The sequence below is a fragment of the Rheinheimera mesophila genome, from assembly GCF_000986865.1.
Classification (GTDB): Bacteria; Pseudomonadota; Gammaproteobacteria; order Enterobacterales; family Alteromonadaceae; genus Pararheinheimera; species Pararheinheimera mesophila.
Genome location: NZ_LAVS01000096.1, coordinates 122,666 through 146,493, shown reverse-complemented (window position 1 = coordinate 146,493; position 23,828 = coordinate 122,666). Strand labels below are relative to the sequence as shown.

The 23,828-nt window shown below is 48.7% G+C and carries 17 protein-coding genes; 8 read left to right on the top strand and 9 right to left on the bottom strand.

The window, feature by feature from the left end:
• The first annotated feature begins 32 nt into the window (after window positions 1-32).
• A complete protein-coding gene (locus tag SD53_RS17185; protein WP_046521413.1) occupies window positions 33-698 on the top strand; it encodes a hypothetical protein in 666 nt (221 codons plus the stop codon).
• 12 nt (window positions 699-710) lie between these two features.
• On the opposite strand, the gene SD53_RS17180 is transcribed toward SD53_RS17185, so the two are convergent.
• A complete protein-coding gene (locus tag SD53_RS17180; RefSeq protein WP_046521412.1) occupies window positions 711-1,559 on the bottom strand; it encodes an EamA family transporter in 849 nt (282 codons plus the stop codon).
• Between the two features lie 100 nt (window positions 1,560-1,659).
• A complete protein-coding gene (locus SD53_RS17175) occupies window positions 1,660-2,310 on the bottom strand; it encodes a YiaD family glycine zipper/OmpA-like lipoprotein (RefSeq protein ID WP_046521411.1) in 651 nt (216 codons plus the stop codon).
• 170 nt (window positions 2,311-2,480) lie between these two features.
• On the opposite strand from SD53_RS17175, the gene proB reads away from it, so the two are divergent.
• The 3 genes from proB to SD53_RS17160 are packed head-to-tail and all read left to right on the top strand — an operon-like array spanning window position 2,481 to window position 5,971.
• Window positions 2,481-3,599, top strand: coding sequence for a glutamate 5-kinase (gene proB, locus SD53_RS17170; RefSeq protein WP_206539968.1), 1,119 nt, complete (start codon window positions 2,481-2,483; stop codon window positions 3,597-3,599).
• A 2-nt stretch (window positions 3,600-3,601) separates the two neighbouring features.
• Window positions 3,602-4,846 carry a glutamate-5-semialdehyde dehydrogenase gene (locus SD53_RS17165; RefSeq protein WP_046521410.1) on the top strand — a complete coding sequence of 415 codons (1,245 nt, stop codon included), beginning with the start codon at window positions 3,602-3,604 and terminating at the stop codon, window positions 4,844-4,846.
• 42 nt (window positions 4,847-4,888) lie between these two features.
• Entirely contained in the window at window positions 4,889-5,971 is a 1,083-nt protein-coding gene (locus tag SD53_RS17160; protein ID WP_046521409.1) for a glycerol-3-phosphate dehydrogenase/oxidase, read from the top strand.
• On the opposite strand, the gene argA is transcribed toward SD53_RS17160, so the two are convergent.
• The 4 genes from argA to SD53_RS17140 form a co-directional block, all read right to left on the bottom strand.
• Window positions 5,966-7,285: an amino-acid N-acetyltransferase gene (argA, locus tag SD53_RS17155; RefSeq protein WP_046521408.1), complete on the bottom strand. Its 1,320-nt coding sequence runs from the start codon at window positions 7,283-7,285 to the stop codon at window positions 5,966-5,968. The genes SD53_RS17160 and argA overlap by 6 nt on opposite strands.
• A gap of 328 nt (window positions 7,286-7,613) precedes the next feature.
• Entirely contained in the window at window positions 7,614-8,765 is a 1,152-nt protein-coding gene (locus tag SD53_RS17150; protein ID WP_046521407.1) for a glutathionylspermidine synthase family protein, read from the bottom strand.
• A gap of 6 nt (window positions 8,766-8,771) precedes the next feature.
• Window positions 8,772-9,386: a DUF1190 domain-containing protein gene (locus tag SD53_RS17145; protein ID WP_046521406.1), complete on the bottom strand. Its 615-nt coding sequence runs from the start codon at window positions 9,384-9,386 to the stop codon at window positions 8,772-8,774.
• A 27-nt stretch (window positions 9,387-9,413) separates the two neighbouring features.
• The gene (locus SD53_RS17140; RefSeq protein WP_046521405.1) at window positions 9,414-9,827 is read right to left on the bottom strand and encodes a DUF350 domain-containing protein; all 414 of its coding nucleotides are present in this window, start codon (window positions 9,825-9,827) and stop codon (window positions 9,414-9,416) included.
• A gap of 177 nt (window positions 9,828-10,004) precedes the next feature.
• Here SD53_RS17140 and SD53_RS17135 point away from each other — a divergent pair, with 177 nt between their 5' ends.
• Window positions 10,005-11,630, top strand: coding sequence for a methyl-accepting chemotaxis protein (locus tag SD53_RS17135; RefSeq protein WP_046521404.1), 1,626 nt, complete (start codon window positions 10,005-10,007; stop codon window positions 11,628-11,630).
• A 146-nt stretch (window positions 11,631-11,776) separates the two neighbouring features.
• Here the strand turns inward: SD53_RS17135 and SD53_RS18760 are convergent, their stop codons facing one another.
• The 3 genes from SD53_RS18760 to SD53_RS17125 are packed head-to-tail and all read right to left on the bottom strand — an operon-like array spanning window position 11,777 to window position 14,168.
• Window positions 11,777-11,929 (bottom strand): DUF5989 family protein, encoded by a 153-nt coding sequence (locus SD53_RS18760; RefSeq protein WP_173425708.1) that lies wholly within the window; start codon window positions 11,927-11,929, stop codon window positions 11,777-11,779.
• Window positions 11,929-12,339 carry an SxtJ family membrane protein gene (locus SD53_RS17130; RefSeq protein ID WP_046521403.1) on the bottom strand — a complete coding sequence of 137 codons (411 nt, stop codon included), beginning with the start codon at window positions 12,337-12,339 and terminating at the stop codon, window positions 11,929-11,931. The genes SD53_RS18760 and SD53_RS17130 overlap by 1 nt, the downstream gene beginning before the upstream one ends.
• A complete protein-coding gene (locus SD53_RS17125) occupies window positions 12,339-14,168 on the bottom strand; it encodes a carbamoyltransferase family protein (RefSeq protein ID WP_046521466.1) in 1,830 nt (609 codons plus the stop codon). The genes SD53_RS17130 and SD53_RS17125 overlap by 1 nt, the downstream gene beginning before the upstream one ends.
• Before the next feature lie 447 nt (window positions 14,169-14,615).
• Between SD53_RS17125 and SD53_RS17120 the strand changes: the two genes are divergently transcribed.
• The 3 genes from SD53_RS17120 (at window position 14,616) to pulA (ending at window position 23,574) form a co-directional block, all read left to right on the top strand.
• Entirely contained in the window at window positions 14,616-16,256 is a 1,641-nt protein-coding gene (locus tag SD53_RS17120; RefSeq protein WP_046521402.1) for an SGNH/GDSL hydrolase family protein, read from the top strand.
• Window positions 16,257-16,594: 338 nt separating this feature from the next.
• Window positions 16,595-19,513 carry a TonB-dependent receptor gene (locus SD53_RS17115; RefSeq protein WP_046521401.1) on the top strand — a complete coding sequence of 973 codons (2,919 nt, stop codon included), beginning with the start codon at window positions 16,595-16,597 and terminating at the stop codon, window positions 19,511-19,513.
• A 71-nt stretch (window positions 19,514-19,584) separates the two neighbouring features.
• Entirely contained in the window at window positions 19,585-23,574 is a 3,990-nt protein-coding gene (gene pulA, locus SD53_RS17110; RefSeq protein ID WP_046521400.1) for a pullulanase-type alpha-1,6-glucosidase, read from the top strand.
• Window positions 23,575-23,828 lie beyond the last annotated feature (254 nt).

Genomic DNA, 23,828 nt, shown 5'->3' with positions numbered 1-23,828 from the left:
CTAAGGTTGTAGTTCATGGAGGATGGCGAATAATGAAATGGCTTCTCAGTGGTGTAGTGGTGGTACTGATGGCAGGCTGGTTTTGGTTCAATGATAGCGCCGAGCCAGTGCAGCCAGAAGCGGCGCCTTCGGTGATCACCAGAGTTCAAAACACATCCCAGCATTTGCGATATGAAAAAGAGGCTGAATCATCGGCTCGGAACATGGCAGTTGTTCATAGCGATACGCTGGTGCAAGAGCCTGCAGTGGTCGAGCCTGAGCCGGCTGATTCGATATGCCTTGAAGGTCGGGGTTGTACCTTAGATTTACAAGAAAACTGGCATTTGAGGTTGATCAGCTCAAATGCGGAGTTGTCTCGCGCCAAAATCGAATTGCTATTCAAAAGCAGTAATTTTCGCGAAGCAGCTGAACAGCTACATTATTCTCATCAATATGAGCAAGATAACCAACTTGAACACAATCTGGAACACGCATTGTCTGACTTGGAGGGCAAGTTTGGCGCAGAATCAGCAGCGTCAGGCTGCAGGGATAATATCTGTTTGGTACAACTGCGTTTGCCGATTGAAGTTAAGGCGGACGAAGTGCTAAAACAGCTTTCCGGGATGGAGCCGCAGTGGCAGCATATTTATATGTCGGAGCGGAAAACTAAAACTCATTGGCAAATACGGCTGCTGGTTAAAGCAGAACCACGGCCTTAAGTGGTCTGTGATTTAGTTGGTGTTTTGCCTGCTTGCCCAGAACAAACTGGCTAAAATCAGCGCCGAGCCAGCGCTTAACGTAAGCCAGTTGACATTTTGTTGCCAAAACACAAAGTTCACCACCAGGCCTGCTGGGATCAGTACATTGTTCATGACGGCCAGCTGATTGGCATTCACTTGCCGCGCGCCTGCGTTCCATAACCAATAGCCTAAACCAGAAGCCACCAATCCTAACCAAATTAAAATTCCGTAATCCAGGGTGGTACTGGGCATTTTGTTCCAATCAGCAAATAAAGCGGTCGCCACTAAGCTGATAATGGTTGCGCCCACAAAAAACCAGCCGAAGTTATAACGCTGTGACCCCGTCGAACCTAAATCCAGCTGGCGATACGCCACCTGACCAAAAGCAAAACACAAGTTAGCAGCTTGAATGAGCGCCAAACCTAACCAAAAATCTGCACTTAAGTTTTGATAACGAATGACTAAAGCCCCCAAAATAGCCAGCAGAGCAGGGCCTAACCAGCGCAGGTGCAGTTTTTTGTAGCGCCAGAAGTAGTCCAGAACCGAGATATACACAGGGGTTAGAATAGTAAACAGCAGCACTTCAGCCACAGTTAAATACAGGAAGCTGTGGTACAAAAATAAATACATTAGTCCCAGTTGCACAGCGCCAATAGCGGCAAGGGCGGAGGCCTGAGTTTTGGAGCTGGTGCTTTTCAGCAACCAGGGCAGGAACAAGATTAAAGCCAGTAGCATACGGCTGCTGACCGCCAGATAAGGGTCAACCCGGCCAGACAAAAATTCGCCTATTAAGGAAAAACTAAAAGCCCAAATCAGCGTGACTAACCACAATAAACCCATAAAAAACTCCGACCTGCTGGTACTGAAAATTCAGCGGCAGCATAGCCGGAGTTTTAAATTTTTAATAGCTTTAGCCTAAGTCATTAGGGCGACGGCTAAATTACTGGGTTATTGCTTCGATATGTATCTCAACGCGGCGGTTCATTGCTCTGTTGCTTTCCGAATTGTTTGGCACAGCAGGGTAGCTTGGGCCTAAACCCTGAGTTTCAATACGGATTGGGTTTAAACGCTGCGCCACTAAATAATCTTTTACGCTTTCAGCCCGTTTTTTCGACAACTGCATATTGTAGTCATAAGCACCGGTATCGTCGGTGTGGCCGCTGATCACCAGCATAGTTTTGTCGTATTCACCCAGTACTTTCGCCACGTCGTTTAATACCGGATATAGCTGAGGTTGAATAGCTGACTGATTCACCGCAAAGGTGATTTGTGACGGAATTTCTAACCGTAAAATATCACCGTCACGGTGTACTTTGACACCTGTACCGGATAACTGATCACGTAAGGCCATTTCCTGATGGTCCATATAACGGCCAACAGCGGCACCAGCTAAAGCGCCAATAGCAGCGCCAATAGCCAGTCTTTTGTTTTTGTGGTTACCTGTGGCTTTACCCAACACAGCACCTACACCAGCGCCAATGGCTGCGCCTTTGGCTGTATTTTGGTTTTCCGGTGCGATATTCATACTGGCACAACCGGATAAAACTAAAGTGCTGCATAAAGCAACTAAACCTAAGTGTTTGGCTCTCATGTCAATTCTCCCTAATTTTTGTAAGCCGATTGTACCTTAATCCAACTGAATTAGCGCTGAACTAAACCAAAGCCTGCAGTCAACAAAGCTACAGCTTCAAGTAATACGGCTATAGACATATATACGTCTAAATAGGTATGCTCGGGTGATTAAAAAATAACTGGAGATAAATGGGTGTTATGGCTGGGTTAAAGTGGCGACGTCTGGTGCTGAAAGTGGGCAGTGCCCTGATTGCACCGGAAGCAAAAGGTTGCTCCACCCGTTATTTGTTGGCTATTGCTGGGTTTATCAGCGAGTGCAGGCAACAAGGGGTTGAAGTGGTATTGGTCTCATCTGGTAGTGTGGCTGCAGGCCGTGCTGCTATCCCCTTTGCCCATCAGCCCTTACCCATTAATGTCAAACAAGCTATGGCCGCTGTAGGCCAAACCCGCATGATGCAAAGCTGGCGTAATTTACTCGACTTTGACTGTGCGCAAATTCTGCTGACCCACGATGATTTACAGCACCGTAGCCGCTATTTAAATATCCACAATACACTGCGTACTCTACTCGATCATGGCGTGCTGCCCATCGTCAATGAAAACGATACGGTCGCGACTGCTGAACTCAAAGTAGGGGACAACGACAATCTGGCGGCTTTGGTCGCGACAGTAGTAGATGCCGATGCTTTGATTATTTGTTCTGATGTCGATGGGTTATATACCGCCAATCCACGTTCAGACAGCACCGCTACTTTGATACCAGAAGTACATCAAATTACCCCGGACATTCATGCCATGGCGGGTGGCAGTCATCACGCTATTGGCACAGGCGGTATGACCACCAAGTTGCAGGCGGCCAGTAAAGCCACTTCACAAGGCATCGACACCTTAATTATTAATGGTCAGAAAGCCGATAGTTTTGCCCAACTTTTAGCAGGCAAAGCCTGTGGCACGCTGTTTCATAAACAGCAGGAAAGGTTAAGCGCAAAAAAACACTGGTTGTTACACAGTTTAAAAACCCGGGGTGAGCTGCAGCTCGACAGCGGTGCTGTGCAGGCGTTATTGCATAAAGGCGCGTCGTTGCTGCCTAAAGGTATCAGCAGCATCAACGGTGATTTTGATAAAGGTGACGCCATTTGGTTGTGTGATGCGGCCGGTAAACAACTGGCCAAAGGCATTAGCCAATACAGTAAGTCAGAGCTGAGCAAAATCCGTGGTGTACATAGTCAACAGATTGAAAGCATTCTGGGGTATTGCCCAAGCGAAGTGGTGGTGCACCGCGACGATTTAGCCTTGGTGGAGGGCTGAATATGACCACTATTAAAGCGATTTGCAAGCAAGCCAAAAGCGCTGCATTACAACTGGCGCAACTGTCCGAGGCCGATAAAAACCAATTACTACTGGCGATGGCTACGCAGTTAGAAGCTGATACCGCTTTGATTCTGGCTGGTAATGCCAAAGATATGGCGGCAGGACGCGAGAAACAGTTAGCGGATGCTATGCTGGACCGTTTGCTTTTGACCGAAGAGCGGATTAAAAGCTTAGCCAATGCAGTGCGTGCTATCGCGGCTTTGCCAGACCCTGTAGGTCAAATCCGCCAGATGGCTCCAAGGCCTAATGGCATTCAGGTTGGCAAAATGCGTATTCCATTGGGCGTCATAGCAATGATTTACGAAGCCCGGCCTAATGTCACAGCAGACGCCGGTGCTTTGTGTTTAAAATCCGGCAATGCGGTGATATTACGCGGTGGTCGTGAGGCGTTAAATTCCAGTTTGGCGATCGCAGCTTCCTTACATAAAGCCATGGAAACACAAGGTATTAACCCTGCCGCTATCAGCGTGATCCCCGACCCGGACCGGGCTTTATTGCTGGAATTGCTGCAGCAAAAAGACAGTGTCGATTTAGTGATACCCCGGGGCGGCGAAGGTTTAATTCATTTTGTCAGCGATCACAGCAAAATTCCGGTGATTCAGCATTACAAAGGCATTTGCCATTTGTATGTCGATAAAGCGGCCGATCTGGACAAAGCCATGGCGTTGTTGCTCAACGGCAAAACCCAAAGGCCTGGTGTTTGTAATGCGCTGGAAACCTTATTAGTGCATCAGGATATAGCGCCACAGTTTTTAGCTTTGGCCTCTGCTGCCTTTGAAGAAAAGCAAGTCGAGGTCTTTGCCTGTGACTTGTCCTTGCCTTATTTCGCGCAGGCAAGCAAAGCGGATGAGGCGCAATTTGATACTGAGTATTTACGTTTGGCCATTTCGGTGAAAACAGTCGCTAGTTATGACGAAGCTGTGGCTCATATTCAGCGCCACAGTTCAGGTCATACTGAGGTGATCTGTACTCAGGATCTCAGCACAGCCCAGCGTTTTTTAAAGCAAATTAATAGTGCAGTGGTGATGGTCAATGCCTCCTCACGCTTTAGTGATGGTGGCGAGCTGGGTTTAGGAGCTGAGATTGGGATTTCTACGTCCAAACTGCATGCCTATGGTCCTATGGGACTAGAGTCTTTGACCACAGAAAAATACATCGTCATCGGTGACGGTCAAACCCGCTAAATTGTTCTGCTATGCTAAATCAAAGACTTAATGGATTAGCCTATGAAGATAGCTGTGATAGGGGGTGGTATTAATGGCTTGTCATCTGCCTGGCAGCTGGCTTTGGCTGGCCATCAGGTGACCTTGTTTGAGCGCCACGAGCTGATGCAGGCCACCAGCAAATCCTCCTCTAAATTGCTGCATGGCGGCTTACGTTATCTGGAGCAGGGCGAGTTTCGTCTGGTGCATGAAGCTTTGCAGGAAAGACGTTGGTGGCTGAAAAAAGCCCCCCACTTAACCAAAAGATTACCGCTTTTGTATCCCATCTATCAAAACGGCCAACGACCCCGCTGGCAGATCAAAGTTGGTTTGTGGCTTTATGATCTGCTGAGCGGAAAAAAAGGTATAGGCCGACATAGATGGTTAACTGCAGAGCAGGCAAAACGCTGTTCGCCACAACTAAAAGCAGAGGGTTTAACAGGGGCTTACTTATTTTTTGATGGCCAGATGGACGACAGAAAACTAGGGCTTTGGGTGGCAGAACAAGCCATCAAAGCCGGAGTGCAGATTCATCAGCATTGCCCTGTCCGTCAATTCACCGCCACTGGCGGGGTTTTTGCTGCCAATAGTTCTGACTGGCAAGTTTTTGATTTGGTCGTGAATGTGGCCGGGCCCTGGAGCAATCAGTTACTGGAACAATCGGAGTTGCCACTGCAACAAGCTTTGGATCTGGTGCGTGGCAGTCATGTGCTGGTGCCTGCCATCAGTCGTTATGGCCATATGCTGGAAGTGCCGGGGGAGCGCCGCATTGTGTTTGTCTTGCCTTATCAGGGAAAAACCTTAGTGGGAACCACCGAAGTACGACAAAGTCTGGCAGAGCCTATCGAATGCAGCGACGCAGAGCAGAGCTATTTACTGGCCCTGTATAATCACTATTTTGATAAGCCATTGTCTGACGCTGATGTACAAAGTAAATTTGCCGGAGTCCGGCCTTTATTGGGTGGCAGTGACAGTGCCAGCACCGCCAGTCGGGAATATGCACTGAATTGGCAGCAACAGGTGTTGACTGTGTCCGGAGGCAAGTGGACCACAGCCAGGGCCTTAGCCCGGACTGTGGTGGAACAGATACAACAAAAACACTTATAAATCCAGCGCCAGAATTTTTGAGCGGCGCTGATAGTTATATAGCTGCTGCTTTTTCTCTGGTAAGTCCTGCACTGTCACCAGTTCAAAACCATGCTCCTGGAACCAATGAATACTGCGGGTGGTCAGGGCAAATAAACGGTAGTACTTGCGCTGACGGGCCAACTGAATAATGTTTTTCAGCAAGGCGCTGCCTCGGTCGGCATCACGGTAGTTTTCATGCACAGCCAAACAGGCAAATTCGCCAACATTTTCTTCCGGGAAGGGATAAAGCGCGGCACAGCCGATAATTAAACCGTCCCGTTCAATCACCACAAACTGGTCAATTTCCATTTCCAACTGTTCGCGCGAACGACGGACCAATAAACCTTGTTGTTCCAGCGGCCGGATCAAATCCAGAATACCGCCAATATCCGTAATGCTGGCCGCACGCAAACGCTCGGCCGCTTCGGTGACTATCTGAGTACCAATACCGTCGCGGGAGAATAATTCCTGCAACATAGCGCCGTTTTCGCCATAACTGACCAAGTGACAACGCGGCACACCAGAGCGACATGCAGTAATAGCCGCGTGCAAAAAGGCAACAGTCGCTGTACAGGCATCGGCTTTTTGCTCCATCTGCCACATTAGATGTTCAGCATAATTCGGCATCAGTTCAGCGGTAATGTCGCCATCTTCCCCCATGATGCCGCCCACTTCATTAAAGCCGATAATTTTCTCCGCTTTAAGTTTAATCGCGACCTGGGTGGCAATTTCTTCTGCCGTCAGGTTAAAACTTTCCCCTGTGACAGAGGCTGCGATCGGGCCCATCAGCACTATGCCGTTGTTATCCAACTGACGACGAATACCTTGTACATCAATACGGCGTACCCGGCCGCTGTGCAGGTAGTCGATGCCATCATCCACCCCCAAAGGCTGAGCTATGACAAAGTTACCGCTGACGACGTTGATTTGAGCATTGTGCATGGGCGTATTGCTTAAGCTCATGGATAAACGAGCGGTAATATCCAACTGTAATGCTCCGGCGACTTGTTTGATCACCCGGAATGAATCATCGTCTGTGACCCGGATCCTGTTGTGGTAATCGCAATTCAAGCCGGCTTTTTCCAGTGCTTTATTAATTTGCGGTCTGGCACCATACACCAGCACTATTTTTATACCGAGGGTATTGAGCAGAGCTATGTCATTAATAATACTGCGAAAACCGGGTTGATCTATGGCTTCGCCACCCAGCATCACGACAAAGGTTTTACCGCGGTGAGCATTGACATAAGGGGCGGACTGACGAAAGCCATCAACAAGTTCTGTGGTGCGCACTTTGTTTCCTTCTGGCAAAAACAAAATAAGACTAAGGCTGCCTTGTGACAGGAATACGACAGCGGCTTAAGCATAGCAAAAGAATACAAAAGCCAGAGCGGGCGCAGTCCGGACAGCGCAAATGAGCGCGCACTTTAAACAATTTTGGATAAATAACCAACAGTTAATTTGTGCTCATAAGGTGTTTTTTATAAAATCAATATAAATCAATTGCTTATTTTTGGGCGACATCTGTTGTTAATGCTGGTAAGTGATTTTTTATACTGATTTACTGCATGAATATATTGAGCGATGCAGGCCAGCTCTGAGCTGGCCTGGCTAGGAGAGGTCAATCCAAAATTATATGAGGTAAAAAGCGCGAACTGTCTTTGGTAATTAACGAGTTATCCTCGCGTATACCAATACCAGCGGCGCTGTTGCCTACCACCCAACTGCCTATCATGGTATAGCTGTCGCCAAATTTTGGTAATGGCTGTAACTTCTGGCGGATAAATGGGGAGTCGGCATAAGGGCCGGGTTCAGTTACTTTTTCACCGTTGGGCAGTATCAATTCTACATTGGCGCCTTCACGGGAAAACAGCGGTTTACGCACCCAGCCAGCGCCAAAACTCTGGCCTGGTTGTTCGAAATGGCTTTCCAGCAAATTTGGATGGCCGCGATATTTTTGCCAGAGTAAAGGCAATATGCCTTTGTTTGACAACAACATTTTCCAGCCGGGTTCCAGCCACTGGGTTTGGCTGCTTAAGATGACAGAAGCAAAATCTTCCTGCAGCATAAATTCCCACGGATACAGCTTAAACAAACCACCTATGGCGTAACCTTCCAGATCCACCAGTTGACCACTGGCTTCGCCCAGTTGTTCCAGTTCGATAAAACGACTGTCGACACCAGCTTGTCTGGCAATATCCATCAGGTACATCACTGTACCTTTGTCTTCGATACTGTTGGCCACCGAAGCGAAATACAAAGGATTGGCCAGAGGCAGGTTGGCAAAGGCGGCTTCGAGCTGGTCTTGCAGTGAGTTAAACTGATCGGCCCCCTGTGGCACTTTGCCACGCATCAACTGGTCTTCCAGCCAGACCCACTGGAAAAAACCGGTTTCAAACAACGAGGTCGGGGTATCGTAATTCAGCTCCAGCAATTTAGCAGGGCCACTACCGTCGTAGACTAAATCCAGCCTGCCGTATAAAGACGGCGCTTTAGTCCGCCAGGAGTCAGCGACAAAATCCCAGAATTTTTCCGGTATAGCCAATTGCTGCAGCTTTTCTTCATCCCGAACTACATCCTCGACTAACGACAACGCCATTTGATGCAGCTCTTCGGTCGGCTCTTCTAAATCCTGTTCAATTTGGCGCAGGTTAAACTGGTAATAGCCGGTTTCGTCCCAATAGGGTTCACCATCAAAGGTATGAAACTCAAAACCTACAGATTCAGCATAAGAGCGCCAGCCTGGGCGCTCATCACAAGCGACTTTCTTCATCTGCGCTTAACCACCAAAACTGCTGGCTGAACTGGAGCGTTTTTGCGCCTGAGCGCCAAAACCACCACGATTGACCACACCGGCAGGTTTAGGCTGAACTGACGAGGGTTTAACGTAAGCCGTTCCTACCCCTTTGGCCACAGGCGTATTGGTCGCAGTGCGGAAGGTGCTGCGGTCGTCCCTTGATTTATACAAAGGCTGTGCCTGTACCGGTTGTTTTAACTGTGAACCTGAACGGTTCAGCATCTGGCCTGCTAAAAAGCCCATCATCATGGGCATAAAAAAGCCGCCACTGGAAGCTTGCGCTTGTTGTGGCACTTGCTCTGTCCCGGCAGCAGCTGCAGCCTGAGCCTGAGTTTCACACTGGCCTACCCCAAAGTCCGTTTCACAAGCGGCTTTGTCGGTGTATTTAGGCGCAACTTGCGCATGCATGGCCAAGGCCTGCCCCAAATCGGCTTTACATTGTTCAGGGTTGTAATAAGCAGCACATTGGTCAACAGTCTCAAAAGCTGCAGTTTGCACCGCTTCTTCCTGACCACAACCTGCCATTAGAAAGGTGGCAGTAGGCACCATTAACACTAAAGCGGCTTTTTTACTGCGTTTCAGCACTTTTTGTTTCATCAGTGACTCCTTAAAAGGTGGTGCAGATTAATACGTCATGCTGGCGGCATTGATTAAACCAATAGCGATAGAACAACCCGCAGAAAATACACCGGCAGCAATTTCGCCTTTATTGATACGTTCTGGTAGCTGTTTCAGAGCAAAGCGCACCACAGCAAAAGTCAGCACTTGAACCACTAAAGCGATAGCACCCCAAATAGCACAATCGGCTAATGACAACGAGTGCGTTATAGCGCTGGATAAAGGCAAAGCAAAACCAATTAAGGCACCGGCGAAGGCGATAGCCGCGGCGCTGTTATTTTCTTTGATCAGGGCAAGTTCGTCGTGTGGAGTGATCCAGGTATAAAAACGACAAAACAGGGCTATTAATAAAATGGCCAGAAAAAAGAAGCTGATAAATTCAGGAAAACCAGCCACTGAGGCTAATAAAGTGTCACTCATTGCAAAATCCTTTCTTTAAATGGAGGGGCTATTGCGATGATCCAGAAAAGCCAGTCAAAAGGCAACCACTGAATCGCATCAGATTTTCAGTGAATCCTTTGAACCTGTCAGTTTTGGGCTATGCTCAATAAGAAAGTGCAGCCGCTAAGTTACTGATCTGTTAAGGAGTTCATCCTAATGTTAAATCAAATGTCGGTTAAAATCCGCTTATTGCTATTGGTTTGTGTGCCATTACTGGTGTTAATTGCCATTAGTGTGATCTCGGTCAGAGAAATGGGGCATTTAAGTGACGGAGCCTCCAGTATTTATGATGACCGTGTGGTGCCGCTGAAACAAATCAAGCAGGTGGCAGATGCTTATGCTGTAACTTCGGTGGATGTATTGCATAAGTACCGGGGCGAGTTGCTCAGCGCTACTGAAGCTGTGGGGCAGTTACAACAGCAAGGGCAGGTGGCGGATCAGGTCTGGCAGGCTTACCTTGCCACAACCCTCACTAGTGAAGAGGCCAGTCTGGCAGAAAAAGCTAAACAACAAATGCTGCTTTTCAAGCAACAGTTACAACAGTATCAGGCACAAATCAGCGATGGTTCACTGCTCAAGCGCAGTGCGAAAGACTTTAATGCAGAGCTGTATCAATTGGCCGATCCCTTGAGTGCGTCGCTGGCGGCTTTAATTGATATCCAACTGGTGGAGACTGAAAAGTTTAAACTGGCAGCCGCAGAGCAGTATCAGTTTTTTCTGAAACTTTTTGTCACCGCCTTGCTGCTGGTGTTGTTTTGTTTAGCCGCCTTGTCCTGGATCATTTATCGTTCTATTCACAACCCACTGAATCAACTGCAACAAGCCATTTCTGTGGTGGGGGATCAGTCTGATTTACGAATTCGGGCTCAAATTACAGGTTCGGACGAAATCGCAGTCACTGCGGCTGCGTTTAATCAAACCATCAGTCGGGTCCATCAGTTTTTTACCGAGCTAGGGGATGCGGTTTCACAACTGGCGGCGGCTTCAGAACAGATGAGTCAGATCAGCACTCAGGTCAGCGGCACAGCTTTTGAGCAAGAGCAACAGGCTAATTTAATCGCAACTGCAGTCAATCAAATGTCGGCCGCGATACAGGAAGTGGCCAACAGCGCTTTAGCGACGTCAGAGCAAGCCAACGACGTGGATCAGAAAACCCAGCAGGGCTATCAGAAAGTGATTCAGAATGTCAGTTCGATTGAGCAGTTATCCACAGTGGTCAACGGCGCCAGTCAGGTGATAGAGCAACTGAATGGAGAATCAGAGAAAATCACTGCGGTGTTGGCGGTGATCCAGACGATTGCCGGGCAAACCAACTTGCTGGCATTAAACGCCGCTATTGAAGCGGCAAGAGCGGGTGAAGCAGGCCGTGGCTTTGCAGTAGTGGCCGATGAGGTGCGTACTCTGGCCACCAATACCCAAAAGGCGACTGAGTCTATCCGTGTGATGATTGACACTTTGCAGGCTTCTGCGCGCGAAGCTGTGCAGGCGATGGCTCAATCCGGCCACTATGCCAGTAGCAGTGTGGTGAATGCACAGGAGGCTGGTGCAGTATTGGAGGATATTAAATCTGCGGTAGGCACCATAGTAGATATGAATGTACAGATATCGGCTGCAACCGAGCAACAGACCTTAGTGGCAGAAGATATTAATAAAAATATCAGTGAGTTTAGTGTCAGCATAGGGGAAATGACCCGCAGTGCGACTCATAGTGCTGATGCCAGCAGCTCATTGGCTCAGTTGGCCGCTCGTTTGCAGCAGCAGGCTGCGTCTTATCGGGTATAAGCAGCACAAAGAGGCCGGGCCTTGTGAGTGAGGCCCCGCTGGTTAATCTGGTAACAGCAGTGCTTTAGCGGGTAAAGTGCGCTGTCACCAGGCTGTTGCTGGCTGCTATGGCATATGATGGGCCCAGTCATTCCGTAGCCGCTTATTCAAAACACCGTATAAATAAAAGTCGCCAAAGCCGATTGCTGGCTGGCTACTACTAAAGCGCCCAGCAATACCATCACCAACACTATAGGCATCAGCCAGAGTTTTTTCCGTATTTTTAAAAAGTCCCATAAGTCTTTGAGCAGTTCCAGCATTAAAAGGGTTTCTCCAATTGAGATCTGTCGCTTGGCTGGCTGTTATGCCAGTAGCTGGGTTGGTCTGGTTTCAGCTTGCGTTGATACTGTAATTTGCCCAGTAACCGCAGCACTACACCTAGCGGGGTCAACAGCAGATAAAACAGCAAGGTTAGAATGATTTTACTATTGACCCAGCCCAGCGTCATACCAATCGCCATCCAGAGTCGGTAGGGGTAGTACAACCAGGCCGGGTGCAGCAGGGCAAGTGCCAGTAAGCTGGCACTGACAAATAGTGGCCAAAGTTGCCAGGCATAGGAAAACAGCCAGGGCAATAACAGGCCAAATACCAGTGGGAAAGCCCAGCTCAAGCTGTAAGCAAAAGCCTTTAATAGCTGATGATCCGTCCTTGTGGCTGATAAACTGCGCATTAATCCTCCGCAAATTTTGTTTGTTTAGCCAGGGCGATGCGTTGTGGGTCTTGCGCTTTTTTATCCAGTAAAAAGGGTCCTAACAACAAATAATCCATTTCTGTTGCTAAGAAGCCTCGTACTGCATCCTCTGGAGCGCAGACTGGGGGTTCGCCTCTGACATTAAAAGAGGTATTGACCAGTACCGGCACAGTGGTGAGCTGCTCAAATTCGCTCAGTACCTGATGCAACAAGGGGTTTTGCTTTTTATCCACACTTTGCACTCTGGCGCTGTAATCCACATGGGTAATAGCAGGTAAAGCTGAGTGCTGTTGCTGCTGTTGTGCAAGGCCTTGTATTTCCGAATCCACTGGCCACTGTAATTCAGTTTGCAGCGGCGCAACCAGCAGCATATAAGGACTAGGCTGACTTAACTGAAAATAATCGGTCATCTTTTCAACTGTGACTATAGGGGCAAAAGGCCGGAAGGATTCACGGTTTTTGATTTTTAAGTTCATCACTTTTTGCATCTGTGGGCTGCGGGCGTCCGCCAGAATAGAGCGATTGCCCAAAGCGCGGGGGCCAAACTCCATCCGGCCCTGAAACCAACCGACGACCGCCTGGTCGGCCAATAGCTGAGCTGTCACCCGGGGCAGTTCCTCTGCGCTGAGTTGCTGATAAGGCAACGCCTCTAAATCCAGATAACTTTGAATTTGTTCAGGACTGAATTCAGGTCCCAGCAGAGCACCTTGCATACTATCCGTGGGATTAACTTGCCGCGGTAGCGCAAAATACTGATAAGAGGCCAGCAAAGCCGCACCTAAAGCACCACCGGCATCGCCTGCTGCAGGTTGGATCCACAGTTGGTCAAAGGGGCCTTCCCTGAGCAAACGACCGTTGGCTACACAGTTCAGCGCTACGCCACCAGCCAGACAAAGATTGGTGCTACCTGTTATCTGCTGAGCGTAGCGGGCAATATTCAGTACTAACTCTTCCGTGACTTGCTGCACCGAACGGGCTAAATCGAGATGGCGCTGCTCAAGTGGTTCCGAGGCATTGCGAGCGGGAGCACCAAAGAGCTGGGCAAATTTCTGGTTGGTCATGCATGAGCCAGTTTCATAATCAAAATAGGCCATGTTTAAACAAAAACTGCCATCTGCTTTTACATCGAGCAAATGCTGGTAAATCATATCAACGTAAGATGGCTTGCCATAAGGCGCCAATCCCATCAGTTTGTATTCACCTGAATTGACTTTAAAGCCGCAATAATAGGTAAAAGCCGAATACAACAATCCCAGGGAATGTGGAAAATGTAGCTCCAGCAGCGGGGTAAGTTCGTTGCCTTTGCCGTGCCAGATCGAGCTGGTGACCCATTCACCCACTCCATCAAGGCACAGCACTGCCGCTTCATCAAAAGGACTGGGGTAAAAAGCAGATGCGGCATGGGCCTGATGATGTTCACTGAATAAAAGCTTAGGTAAAGCGGTTTTTTCAGCTAAAAATTGCTTGAGTTCGCGGCGTAACAGAGTTTTTAAATAGAGTTTTTCTTTCAGCCACACCGGCATGGCTTTTAAAAACGAGCGCAAACCTTTGGGCGCCATCGCCAGATAAGTTTCCAGCAAACGCTCAAACTTCAGCAGAGGTTTGTCGTAATAAATAATAGCGTCCAGTTGGTCCAGACTGAGTTGTGCCTGTGCGAGGCAATAGGAGATAGCCTCTGTCGGGAAAGCCGGATCGTGTTTGATACGGCTAAAACGTTCTTGTTGCGCCGCCGCTATAATTTCTCCATCGATCATCAATGCCACGGCACTGTCGTGGTAATAGCATGATATTCCAAGAATTTTTGCCATGTTTTTGTTTTTATATCCAAATCTTTGATGGTCAGGCATGGCGGCGAAAACCAGGGCCGCTTGGTAAAATCAGGTCTTTATCGCTGCCGCGGGCAAGAGGACAATCCAGCTTGAGTGCAGCAGAATGCGCTCTACTCTGCGCAAAATGACGCCTTTATTCAAGGAGTAAATATCAGTTCTGAGTCATTCAGTGTGGCCGCTGCCTTGTTGTCTGGGGCAAGCCGGGGCGAAAAAGGCTAACTACAACATGAGTCTGGTATCAAGCGGTTAGCAGACACCTAACCCTGAGCTGATTCAGCGTTCTGAGTCTCCTCCTGAGCTGGTGCCTGATGTATCGCCGGACAACTGGTATTCACCGGCTGAAGCCGCTAAAGTGGCAAACTTATTATTTAATTCCTTATAGTAGCTACAGCGGATAGCGGCTTTTGAATATCAGCAGAGGTCTGAATGAAGTTATGGTTGTTTCGTGGCATTGCCTTGAGTGTACCAGTGCTGTTTTTTCTGTTGCTTGAATATGGTTTGCGTTGGGGCGGTTTGCACCAAAGCTGGCCATTATTTATTGCAAACCCAGCCGCTGACGACTACCTACTCACCCGACCCGATGTGATTAAACGCTATTTCCCATCTGGCAGCGCTGTTCCTCATGTAACAGTCGAACCTACTTTTTTTCTGAAAACCAAAGCTGATAACGGCTTGCGTCTGGTCGTGCAGGGGGAGTCCACCACGGCGGGTTACCCTTATGGTTTGGGGGCTTCTTTAGCTGGAATGTTGGACCAACGTCTGAAACGCACCTTCCCGGAGCGCAAGGTGGAGGTGATTAACACTGCTATGTCAGCGGTCAATAGCTTTGCGCTGTTAGATTTTGCTGATGAAATTATTGCGCAGCAACCTGATGCAGTGTTGATTTATGTCGGTCACAACGAATACCTTGGCGTGCTTGGTGTTGGGTCGAGCTACAGCAGCAGTAATTCGGCGGCCTTTAATTTGCTTTACATGAAGCTCAGGCGATTAGCAACTTTCCAGACCGCTCAGGATTTGTACCAGCAATGGCAACTTCCCCAGACGCAGCAGGATACGGGGCGCACTCTGATGGCCAGAGTAGCGCAAGGTCAGCATATAGCCTTTGATTCTGACTTGTATCATGCCGGCCTGCAGCAGTTTGAGCAGAATCTCAGTCTGTTATTGGACAAGTATCAGCAGGCAGGTGTTGCAGTCTATATCGCCACTATTGCCAGCAATATTGCCGACCAGCCACCTTTTGTCAGTGAAGCATTGACGGCACAACAGCAGCAGATGCTTAGTCAAATTCAGTGGCCAGAGATACGACAGCAGTTGGAGCAGATGGCCAATGCGCAACACCATGCCGCTTTAAGTTATGAGCTGGGGCAATACTACCGTAAAACACAACAACACTCTGAAGCTTTACTGTGGTTAACCAGAGCCAAAGACTTTGATCAACTCAGATTCCGGGCTCCATCGGCCATCAACCAGCAGATCCGTCAACTGGCCGCTCGTTATGGTGCTGTTTTGGTGGATGTTGAGCAGGCGTTTATTCGCCAGTCGGCGCTGGGGCTGGTTGGCAAATCGCTGATGCTTGAGCATCTGCATCCCAATGTGCAGGGCTATTTTATACTGGCAGATAGCTTTTACCAGCAACTCAAGCGCCAGCAGTTTGCTGGCCGCTGGCAACGCGTGATTGAGCCGCAGGTGGCGTGGGCGCAGCGCCCGCTGTTGCCTGCCGAAGAATTCGCCGGAGCAGCCCGTATTCTGCAGCTCACCTCTGATTACCCATTTGTACCGCAACCTCAGCCGTTGGTCTTGCCTGCAGCCAAAGACTGGCAACAACAATTGGGACTGGATTATTTTCACGGCAAAATCTCTTGGATCAGAATGCTGGAGCTGAGTTATCAAGGGTACCAGCAGCGTCAGGACAGAGCGATGTTGCTGAAAACTACCCTGATCCTGGCCGATGCACTACCACAACATCAACAGCTCAATGCCCTGGCCGCAGCAATGTTACGACAACAAAATCGCTCAGCCGAAGCAGTGTTCTACCAACAGCGTGCTGAGTTAGCCACGCCGCGTTAATGCTGAGACCCAGCAGTTGTAGTCTGTTCATCAAGCGCGAAACACTGACACAACCGTTGCCGCACAGCTTTCGGCGTTGAGCAACATAGCTTGTGAACCAATCCTGCCGATGGTGTGAAAAACACATAGTCTTCATTGATCCGGCTGCACCAAAGTGGAGCAGTTTTTTCCTTTTGCACCAGTTTGTTACCAAGGTTCGATCATGAATACGTATTCATGTTGTGGGCGGCTTTAGCTTGGTCAATAAATAGTCTCGGAACATTCTAAATAATTCCGGTCTTTTTATGCTGTGGCTGTTCAGAAAAGACCTATAACAATCCAAATCGGGGACAAGAGGCATGTCAAACTATAAGCATAGTTTGCTGACGCTTGCTATTGCTGCTGCAGGTTTTAGTGGCAGCATCAGCGCAGAAGAAGCAAACCAGCAACTCGCACAACAGGAAGAACAAGTCAGCGCTGGTTCGAACACCAGCAAAACCAGAGAAGAAGTGGAAGTCATTGAAGTGAAAGGCTTCTCCAGTAGTTTAATTAAGTCACTGAACGACAAACGTTTCGCTGACACTGTGGTGGAATCGATTTCCGCAGACGATTTAGGTGCTTTACCAGACGTGTCTATGGCCGACGCGCTGACCCGACTCCCTGGTATTTCTGCAGTTCGTACCGGTGGTCAGGCGTCTGAAATCAATATCCGTGGTATGGCCGGTGGTTTTGTATTTTCTACCTTAAATGGCCGCGAACAGGTGTCTACCAGTGGCCAGCGCAATATCGAATTTGATCAGTATCCGTCCGAGCTGATTTCCTCAGCCTCAGTGTATAAATCGCCAAAAGCGTCATTGATTGAAGGTGGCGTAGCCGGCACCGTCGAGTTAAAAACAGCCAGCCCGCTAAAAGCCAAAGAAACTCATAATTTCACTGTCAACGCCCGGGGCATGTACAACGACAGGGCAGATGAGATCCCCAATGGTCAGGAGACAGGCGACCGTTTCAGTTTGTCCTATCAGGGCAAGTTTCTAGATGAAACCTTAGGTGTGGCTTTTGGTTTTGCCCGTTTGTATCAGCCCAGCGTGTCCACTCAGTTTGTTGGCCTGGCATATAACAAACAGGCTGATGTGGATGGAATAGACGAAGCAGAGCCAAACGAGCTGATCAGCGAAGGCTTTGAAATGCAGCACCGTGGCGGTGAAGAAACCCGTAACGGTTATATGGCTGCACTTGAGTGGATCCCAACAGATAAACTAACCGTCAAGGCCGATGCCTTTTTATCTAAGTTTGATACTGAAGCCTTTGCCCGTGGTTTCAGGGTAAAACTGGAAGGCGATGGCGCCGCTATCGGTAATCCGGTGATCAACGATAATCTGGTGATTGGTGGTACTTTTAACCGCAAAACCAACGGTAACACCAGGGTCGAACTGGTCAATGACGACAACACAGATAACGATGAAGTGAAAAGTTTTGGCTTTAATGTTGATTTCGAGGCAACAGACGAGCTGACTTTAAACTTTGACGTTTCTCATTCCTCCGCAGACAGCGTATTTAAAAACGGTCTGTTGTGGTCTTTAGTAGCAGAAGACGCCACTGTGGCCAATCCGGTACTGGATACCAATGTGTCGATCAGCTATTTGCTGAATGGTTTAAACCTGCCTGATGTGGGGTTTAATCAGGAAGCTGCTTTTACTGATATCGACAGAGTGATGGTCAGTAAATACGGTATTTACCCCTATATCAACTCGGATGAGGTCAACGCCTACAAACTGGATGGTAAATATGAGCTGGATAATCCGGTGGTCAGTTCAATCGAGGCCGGGGTGCGTTATTCGGAGCGTGAGTACTCCAATGATCGTCAGGTGTTTGAGTACGGTTCAGACGGTGCTTTTTTAAGCTCGCAGCCGCCACTGCGTCTGACTGCGGACATGGTGGATGTGGTGAACTTCAGCGGTAATTTTTCTCATTTCCCCAGTTACCTGGCGATTGATTTGGATAAAGCACTGAACGCCTGGTTCCCACAAGGTATTCCACAACCCGTGCAAACCTGGGGCACCGGAAATGCTGGTATTTTGCCATCACAGCGAGTGCCTGGCGGTCCTGATACGGCCTGGTCTGTGCTGCAAAGCGGTGAAGTCTATGAAGATGTGATGGCCGCTTATGTGATGGCCAATCTGGACACTGAAATCTTTTCTATTCCGGTGACAGGTAATATAGGTGTGCGTATGGTGGAAACCGACCAGTACGCTTCGGATTTAACCGATGTCGGCGGTGATGCGACTTTAGGTGCACAAAATATTACCGACGCGGCAGGGTTAGTCAACACCCGCTACAAACCCGGTATTATTGGTCAGACCTACAGAGATTATCTGCCGCAGTTGAACCTCAACTTTGCGGTTACTGACAGCGATCAAATTCGTTTTGCAGCGGCCAAAGTGATGTCGCGTCCACCTATTGATCGTTTGGCGTCCAATACCAGTTACACCATAGATGCTTTGACAGGTCAGGTGAATGGTTCCAGTTCTAACAGTCCGTTTTTAAAGCCATTTTACGCCACTCAGTACGATATTTCTTATGAGAAATACTTTACTGAAACGGATGGGGCTTTTGTTGCCGCGGTGTTTTACAAAGACATAGAGTCTTTTATTAACACCTTCACTATTGCGAACTTCGATTTCGCGGCTGCCGGTTTCCCTATTCCAGAGTACGTGCCTGGCACAGAACCTGGCAATCCGGATGGTTTACCTCCGGTGGCTACCACAGCGGGTAATTACACCACGGCAGTGAATAACGACAAAGGTGGTTATATCCGCGGTGCTGAGATTGCTTACACCCAGGTACTGAAGTTTTTACCTTCATTCTGGCAGGGGTTAGGTTTTAGCGGCAGCTATTCCTATACCGAAAGCGAAATCCAACAGCAGGTCAGTTTAGGTGCCCAAACTATTGATATCACCTTACCTGGCTTATCGAAAAATGTCATGACAGCCACAGTATTCTGGGAATACGAGGGCTTTGAAACCCGTATCAGTGGCCGTTATCGCGACAATTTTGTCTCTGAGCAGGTGGCGGTTGAAGCTCAGACCGTAAACTTTGATGGCGAGACAGTGATCGATTATCAGGCCTCTTATCAAATCAACGATAACTTTGGTGTGTTGTTCCAGGTCAATAACCTGACAGACGAGCCGACAAAAAGTTACTTCGGTGAAGAGGCAAATACCGGCACTATCCAGTTTTTTGGCCGCCAGTATTTTGTGGGTGCGAACTACACGTTCTGACCCTGGGTGATGAATTTAGCACCCAGTTGATGAACGGGTGCTCATAACAAGAATTGATTGGAGCACGACTTATGTTTCAGATAACACATAGCTTAAAGCTGGTCCTTTTGGGGCTGGCTGCGCTGACGCTAGCCGCTTGTGGCGGTGGGGGCGAAGACTCAGTGGACGGTGGCACTAAATTGCTGACCTGTAATGTGCCACAAATTCCTAATGCGGCGGGTACAGCTTGTATCGATCCTCCACCGATCAAATGTAAAGCACCGACAGTGCCTGATGCGAAAAACGAGACCTGTATTGTAGGGGTCGATCCGAATGCGCCTGAGCCCATCTTTTTTCCGGCTGCAGGCCAGGCCGCCTTATTTTATAAGCGGGCTGACGGTAACTATGAAGGGTATCGTTTACATACCTGGAACAACGATGCCTGTTCTGCCTATAAAGACAGTTCTTTGGCGGCGTCCTGGGACAACGGTCTGGTGCACAATGGCGTTGATCCGAATTATGGTGCTTACTGGATATTGGAATTAAAAGACGGTGTCGCTGGGGTTGAAGGTGCTTGCGGTAATTTCATTATCCACATAGGTACTGATGATGCCGGTAAAGAGATGGGCGGTGGCGATCAGAAAATGCCATTGGGACCGAAATCGGATGAAAAATTTGCCCGGATGAATTTTACGTTCTCTGGCGTAAACTCGGTATTCGAATTCCCTTTATTATCTCTTGGCGTTTCCATCGCTAATTCAGCGGCGCACTGGCTGGATAGTAATACCTTTGTTTGGAACGTCGATCGCGCTATTGCCAGTAAAGTGCAGTTACATCATTCCGCTACCGCTGATCTGGAAATCGATGCAGATGATCAGCTAAATGGTCAGACTCTGGCTTTAGAACCAACAGAACTGACTGAGCAGCAAAAAGCTCTGGTGCCACATATTGCCGACTGGCCTGCATTCAGAACTAATCTGACCGCAGATCAAGCGAAGTCTGTTGTGAAAAATCAGTTGGTCTTGGCTGCGTATGATGCGGAAAATAAATTAGCCGCCGCCAGTTATGTGCAAGCAGCCAAAGTACTGGATGACTTGTATACCAAAGCTGAAGCGGATGCGGATGAAGCGACTCTTGGGGTCAGCTATCAAGGCGATACAGTGAAGGTGGCTGTGTGGGCTCCGACGGCACAAAGTGTGGCGTTAAAACTCTATAACGCGGCAAAAACACTGACGTCGACTCAGGCTATGAGTCTGGATACCACCACAGGGATTTGGAGTTACAGCGGCACAAAAGCCAATCTCGATCGCAGTTTCTACCGCTTTGAAGTGAAGGTTTACCATCCGGCAACGAAAAAAGTCGAAACTATCGAAAGCACAGATCCCTATTCTGTCAGTGTGTCGACCAATGGCCGTTTCAGCCAGTTTGTCAATTTAGCTGACGAGGATCTGAAGCCTGAAGGCTGGGCTACTCATACTATTCCGACTGTTGAAAATCCGGAAGATATTGTGATTTACGAAGGCCATATTCGTGACTTCAGCATTCGTGATGCCAGTGTCAGTGAAGCCAACCGTGGTAAATATCTGGCCTTCACCGAAACGGACAGTGCACCAGTGCAGCATTTGAAAAAGCTGGCTGAAAGTGGTGTGACTCATTTCCATATGCTGCCAGCCACAGACATGGCCACAGTCAATGAAGATGTCACTAAACGTGTCGAGATCACAGATACAGTCGGCGATTTGTGTAAGGTTAATGCCAACGCCAAAGTCTGTGGCGTCGAAAACGATGCCACAGTGCTGATCGACTTATTGAAATCCTACCAGCCATCGGGTGAACTGGCTCAGCAGTTAGTGAATGATATGCGCGCCACAGACGGCTTTAACTGGGGATATGATCCTCATCACTTTAACGTACCTGAAGGTAGTTACGCCTCCAGCGCTGAGGGGGTGGCCCGGATCAAAGAAATGCGCGCGATGAATAAAGCCTTGCATGAGATGGGGCTGAGAGTGGTACTGGACGTAGTGTACAACCACACTAATTCATCTGCTGTGTTTGATAACTCAGTGTTTGACAAAGTGGTTCCGGGTTACTACCACAGATACAACCCGACCACAGGCACCATTGAGCGCTCAACCTGCTGTGAAAATACCGCACTTGAACACAAGATGATGGATAAATTTGTCAAAGATTCATTGGTTCTGTTGGCTCGTGAATACGGCTTTGACGGCTTCCGCTTTGATATCATGGGCCACCACCCAAAATCTGGCATTTTAGCTGCTCGTGATGCCGTCACTGCTGTTGATCCTGATACCTACTTCTATGGCGAAGGCTGGAACTTTGGCGAAGTGGCCGATGATCGTTTATTCGAGCAAGCACGTCAGGCTAATATGGCAGGGACTGAGGTTGGTACTTTTAACGACAGAATCCGTGACAGCGTGCGCAGCGCAGCCTTGTTTACCGGCATAGCCGAAGACGGAGAGCGTCAGCAGCAAAACTTTATTGAGATTGGTTTAGCCGGTACCTTAAAAGACTTTGTGATTGAGGATTATCGCGGTATTGCAGGTCCGGCATCGGATGTGACCTGGAATGGTCAGGCTGCTGGTTATGCACAAGACCCTGCGGACATCATTAACTACGTCTCGAAACACGATAACGAAGCGATTTGGGATAAATTGCAGTTAGAGCTACATAACAAAGGTGTAGAGCTGAGCCTGGAGAATCGTGTCAGAGTGAACAGTATAGCCCTGGCTATACCTTTGTTAAGTCAGGGGATCCCGTTCCTGCAAATGGGTGACGATCTGCTGCGCTCTAAGTCGTTAGACCGTAACAGCTACGATTCGGGAGATTGGTTTAACTTTGTTGATTTCAGCAAAGAAACCAACAACTGGAACGTAGGCTTGCCTCTGGCTCAGGATAACAGTGCCAACTGGCCGACTATAGCCGCGGTGGCGACTAAGTCATCCACTAAAGCTACTGCAGATGATATTGAATACTCCTCTGCTGTATTTAACGAGTTCCTGCAAATTCGGAAAAGTACAAATCTGTTCCGTTTAACTACAGGCCAGGATGTGATAGACAGAGTAGGCTTCCATAATATTGGCCGTAATATGACAGCAGGCCTGATTGTCATGAGCATAGACGATGGCACTGGTTTAACCGACCTGGACCCTGAGCATGACGCAGTGGTGGTGGTGATCAATGGCACCTCGCAACAGCAATCTCATACAGTACCTACAGCAAAAGGCTTTACTTTGCACCCTGTTCAGGCGGCTTCTGTGGACGCAGTGGTGCGGGAGGCCAGCTTTGATGAGGCGGCCACTGAAGGTACCTTCACTGTGCCAGCTTATACTGCAGCAGTCTTTGTAAAAGTGCAGAATGGCGATCAGGGAGAAGGCTTAAAAGCAGACGCCACTATGGGAGCGCCTGATATAGCTCCTTACGGCTTAACTACAGTCTATGTGCGCGGTGGTATGAATGGCTGGGGCGAAACTGATGCGATGACCTATGAAGGCGAAGGCGTCTACAGCGCAACCATTACAGTTGATGCGGGCGACTACGAGTTCAAGGTCGCATCCAGTGATTGGTCTACAGTGGACTTCGGTTCAGCGGATCAACAAGTGGCTTTGGGCACAGCCAAAACCTTAACTCGTGGCGCTTCAAACCTGAAGATCACTATTCCAAAAACCTCCAGTTATACCTTCAGCGTGAATGCAAATGATCCTGAAGCTCCTGTGCTGACAGTCACTGAGTATGTGCCTTATGGCGAAACCTCGGTGTATCTGCGTGGCGTTGGCGGTGACTGGGGCACAACCAATGAGTTTGAGTACGCAGGCTCTAACATTTACAGTATTACCTTAAACCTGGGAACCGGAGCACAGAGCTTTAAAGTCGCTTCTGCGGACTGGTCGACCGTGAACTTTGGTGGTGGTGCAGACGTTAATGTCACGCTTGGTACAGCAAAAACGCTTGAATCGCCGGGTGCCGATTTACGGCTGCAGTTGGACGAGGCAGGAAATTATCAGTTTGCAGTAGATGCAACAGATACTGCTGCACCTGTACTGACGGTGTCGAAAGTCGAATAACACCAAACTCTGTAGCAAAAAAGGCCGTTAGAGATAACGGCCTTTTTTTATGGTCTTTGGCCGTATCGGGCTGCAGCAGACTGAGCCGCTGAGCGGTCGGCCAGACCACAGCACTGTAACGTCTTGATTCCGCAGCTATGCAAAGCTGAATGCATACCCACTTGCAACTTTGATGAACTGAGCTAAGTTTGCATTAAGTTAGGGCGTAAGCTCTGGTCCATTCCTTCAAATAAATCAGGCGATTCAGCAAGATG

Coding starts and splice junctions, on each gene's coding strand:
- SD53_RS17180 (WP_046521412.1), bottom strand. CDS start 1,559: ATGGGTTTATTGTGGTTAGTCACGCTGATTTGGGCTTTTAGTTTTTCC.
- SD53_RS17145 (WP_046521406.1), bottom strand. CDS start 9,386: ATGAAACAAAAAGTGCTGAAACGCAGTAAAAAAGCCGCTTTAGTGTTA.
- proB (WP_206539968.1), top strand. CDS start 2,481: ATGGGTGTTATGGCTGGGTTAAAGTGGCGACGTCTGGTGCTGAAAGTG.
- SD53_RS17175 (WP_046521411.1), bottom strand. CDS start 2,310: ATGAGAGCCAAACACTTAGGTTTAGTTGCTTTATGCAGCACTTTAGTT.
- SD53_RS17130 (WP_046521403.1), bottom strand. CDS start 12,339: ATGCGCAGTTTATCAGCCACAAGGACGGATCATCAGCTATTAAAGGCT.
- SD53_RS17160 (WP_046521409.1), top strand. CDS start 4,889: ATGAAGATAGCTGTGATAGGGGGTGGTATTAATGGCTTGTCATCTGCC.
- SD53_RS18760 (WP_173425708.1), bottom strand. CDS start 11,929: ATGCTGGAACTGCTCAAAGACTTATGGGACTTTTTAAAAATACGGAAA.
- SD53_RS17140 (WP_046521405.1), bottom strand. CDS start 9,827: ATGAGTGACACTTTATTAGCCTCAGTGGCTGGTTTTCCTGAATTTATC.
- pulA (WP_046521400.1), top strand. CDS start 19,585: ATGTTTCAGATAACACATAGCTTAAAGCTGGTCCTTTTGGGGCTGGCT.
- SD53_RS17125 (WP_046521466.1), bottom strand. CDS start 14,168: ATGGCAAAAATTCTTGGAATATCATGCTATTACCACGACAGTGCCGTG.
- SD53_RS17165 (WP_046521410.1), top strand. CDS start 3,602: ATGACCACTATTAAAGCGATTTGCAAGCAAGCCAAAAGCGCTGCATTA.
- SD53_RS17135 (WP_046521404.1), top strand. CDS start 10,005: ATGTTAAATCAAATGTCGGTTAAAATCCGCTTATTGCTATTGGTTTGT.
- SD53_RS17150 (WP_046521407.1), bottom strand. CDS start 8,765: ATGAAGAAAGTCGCTTGTGATGAGCGCCCAGGCTGGCGCTCTTATGCT.
- SD53_RS17120 (WP_046521402.1), top strand. CDS start 14,616: ATGAAGTTATGGTTGTTTCGTGGCATTGCCTTGAGTGTACCAGTGCTG.
- SD53_RS17185 (WP_046521413.1), top strand. CDS start 33: ATGAAATGGCTTCTCAGTGGTGTAGTGGTGGTACTGATGGCAGGCTGG.
- SD53_RS17115 (WP_046521401.1), top strand. CDS start 16,595: ATGTCAAACTATAAGCATAGTTTGCTGACGCTTGCTATTGCTGCTGCA.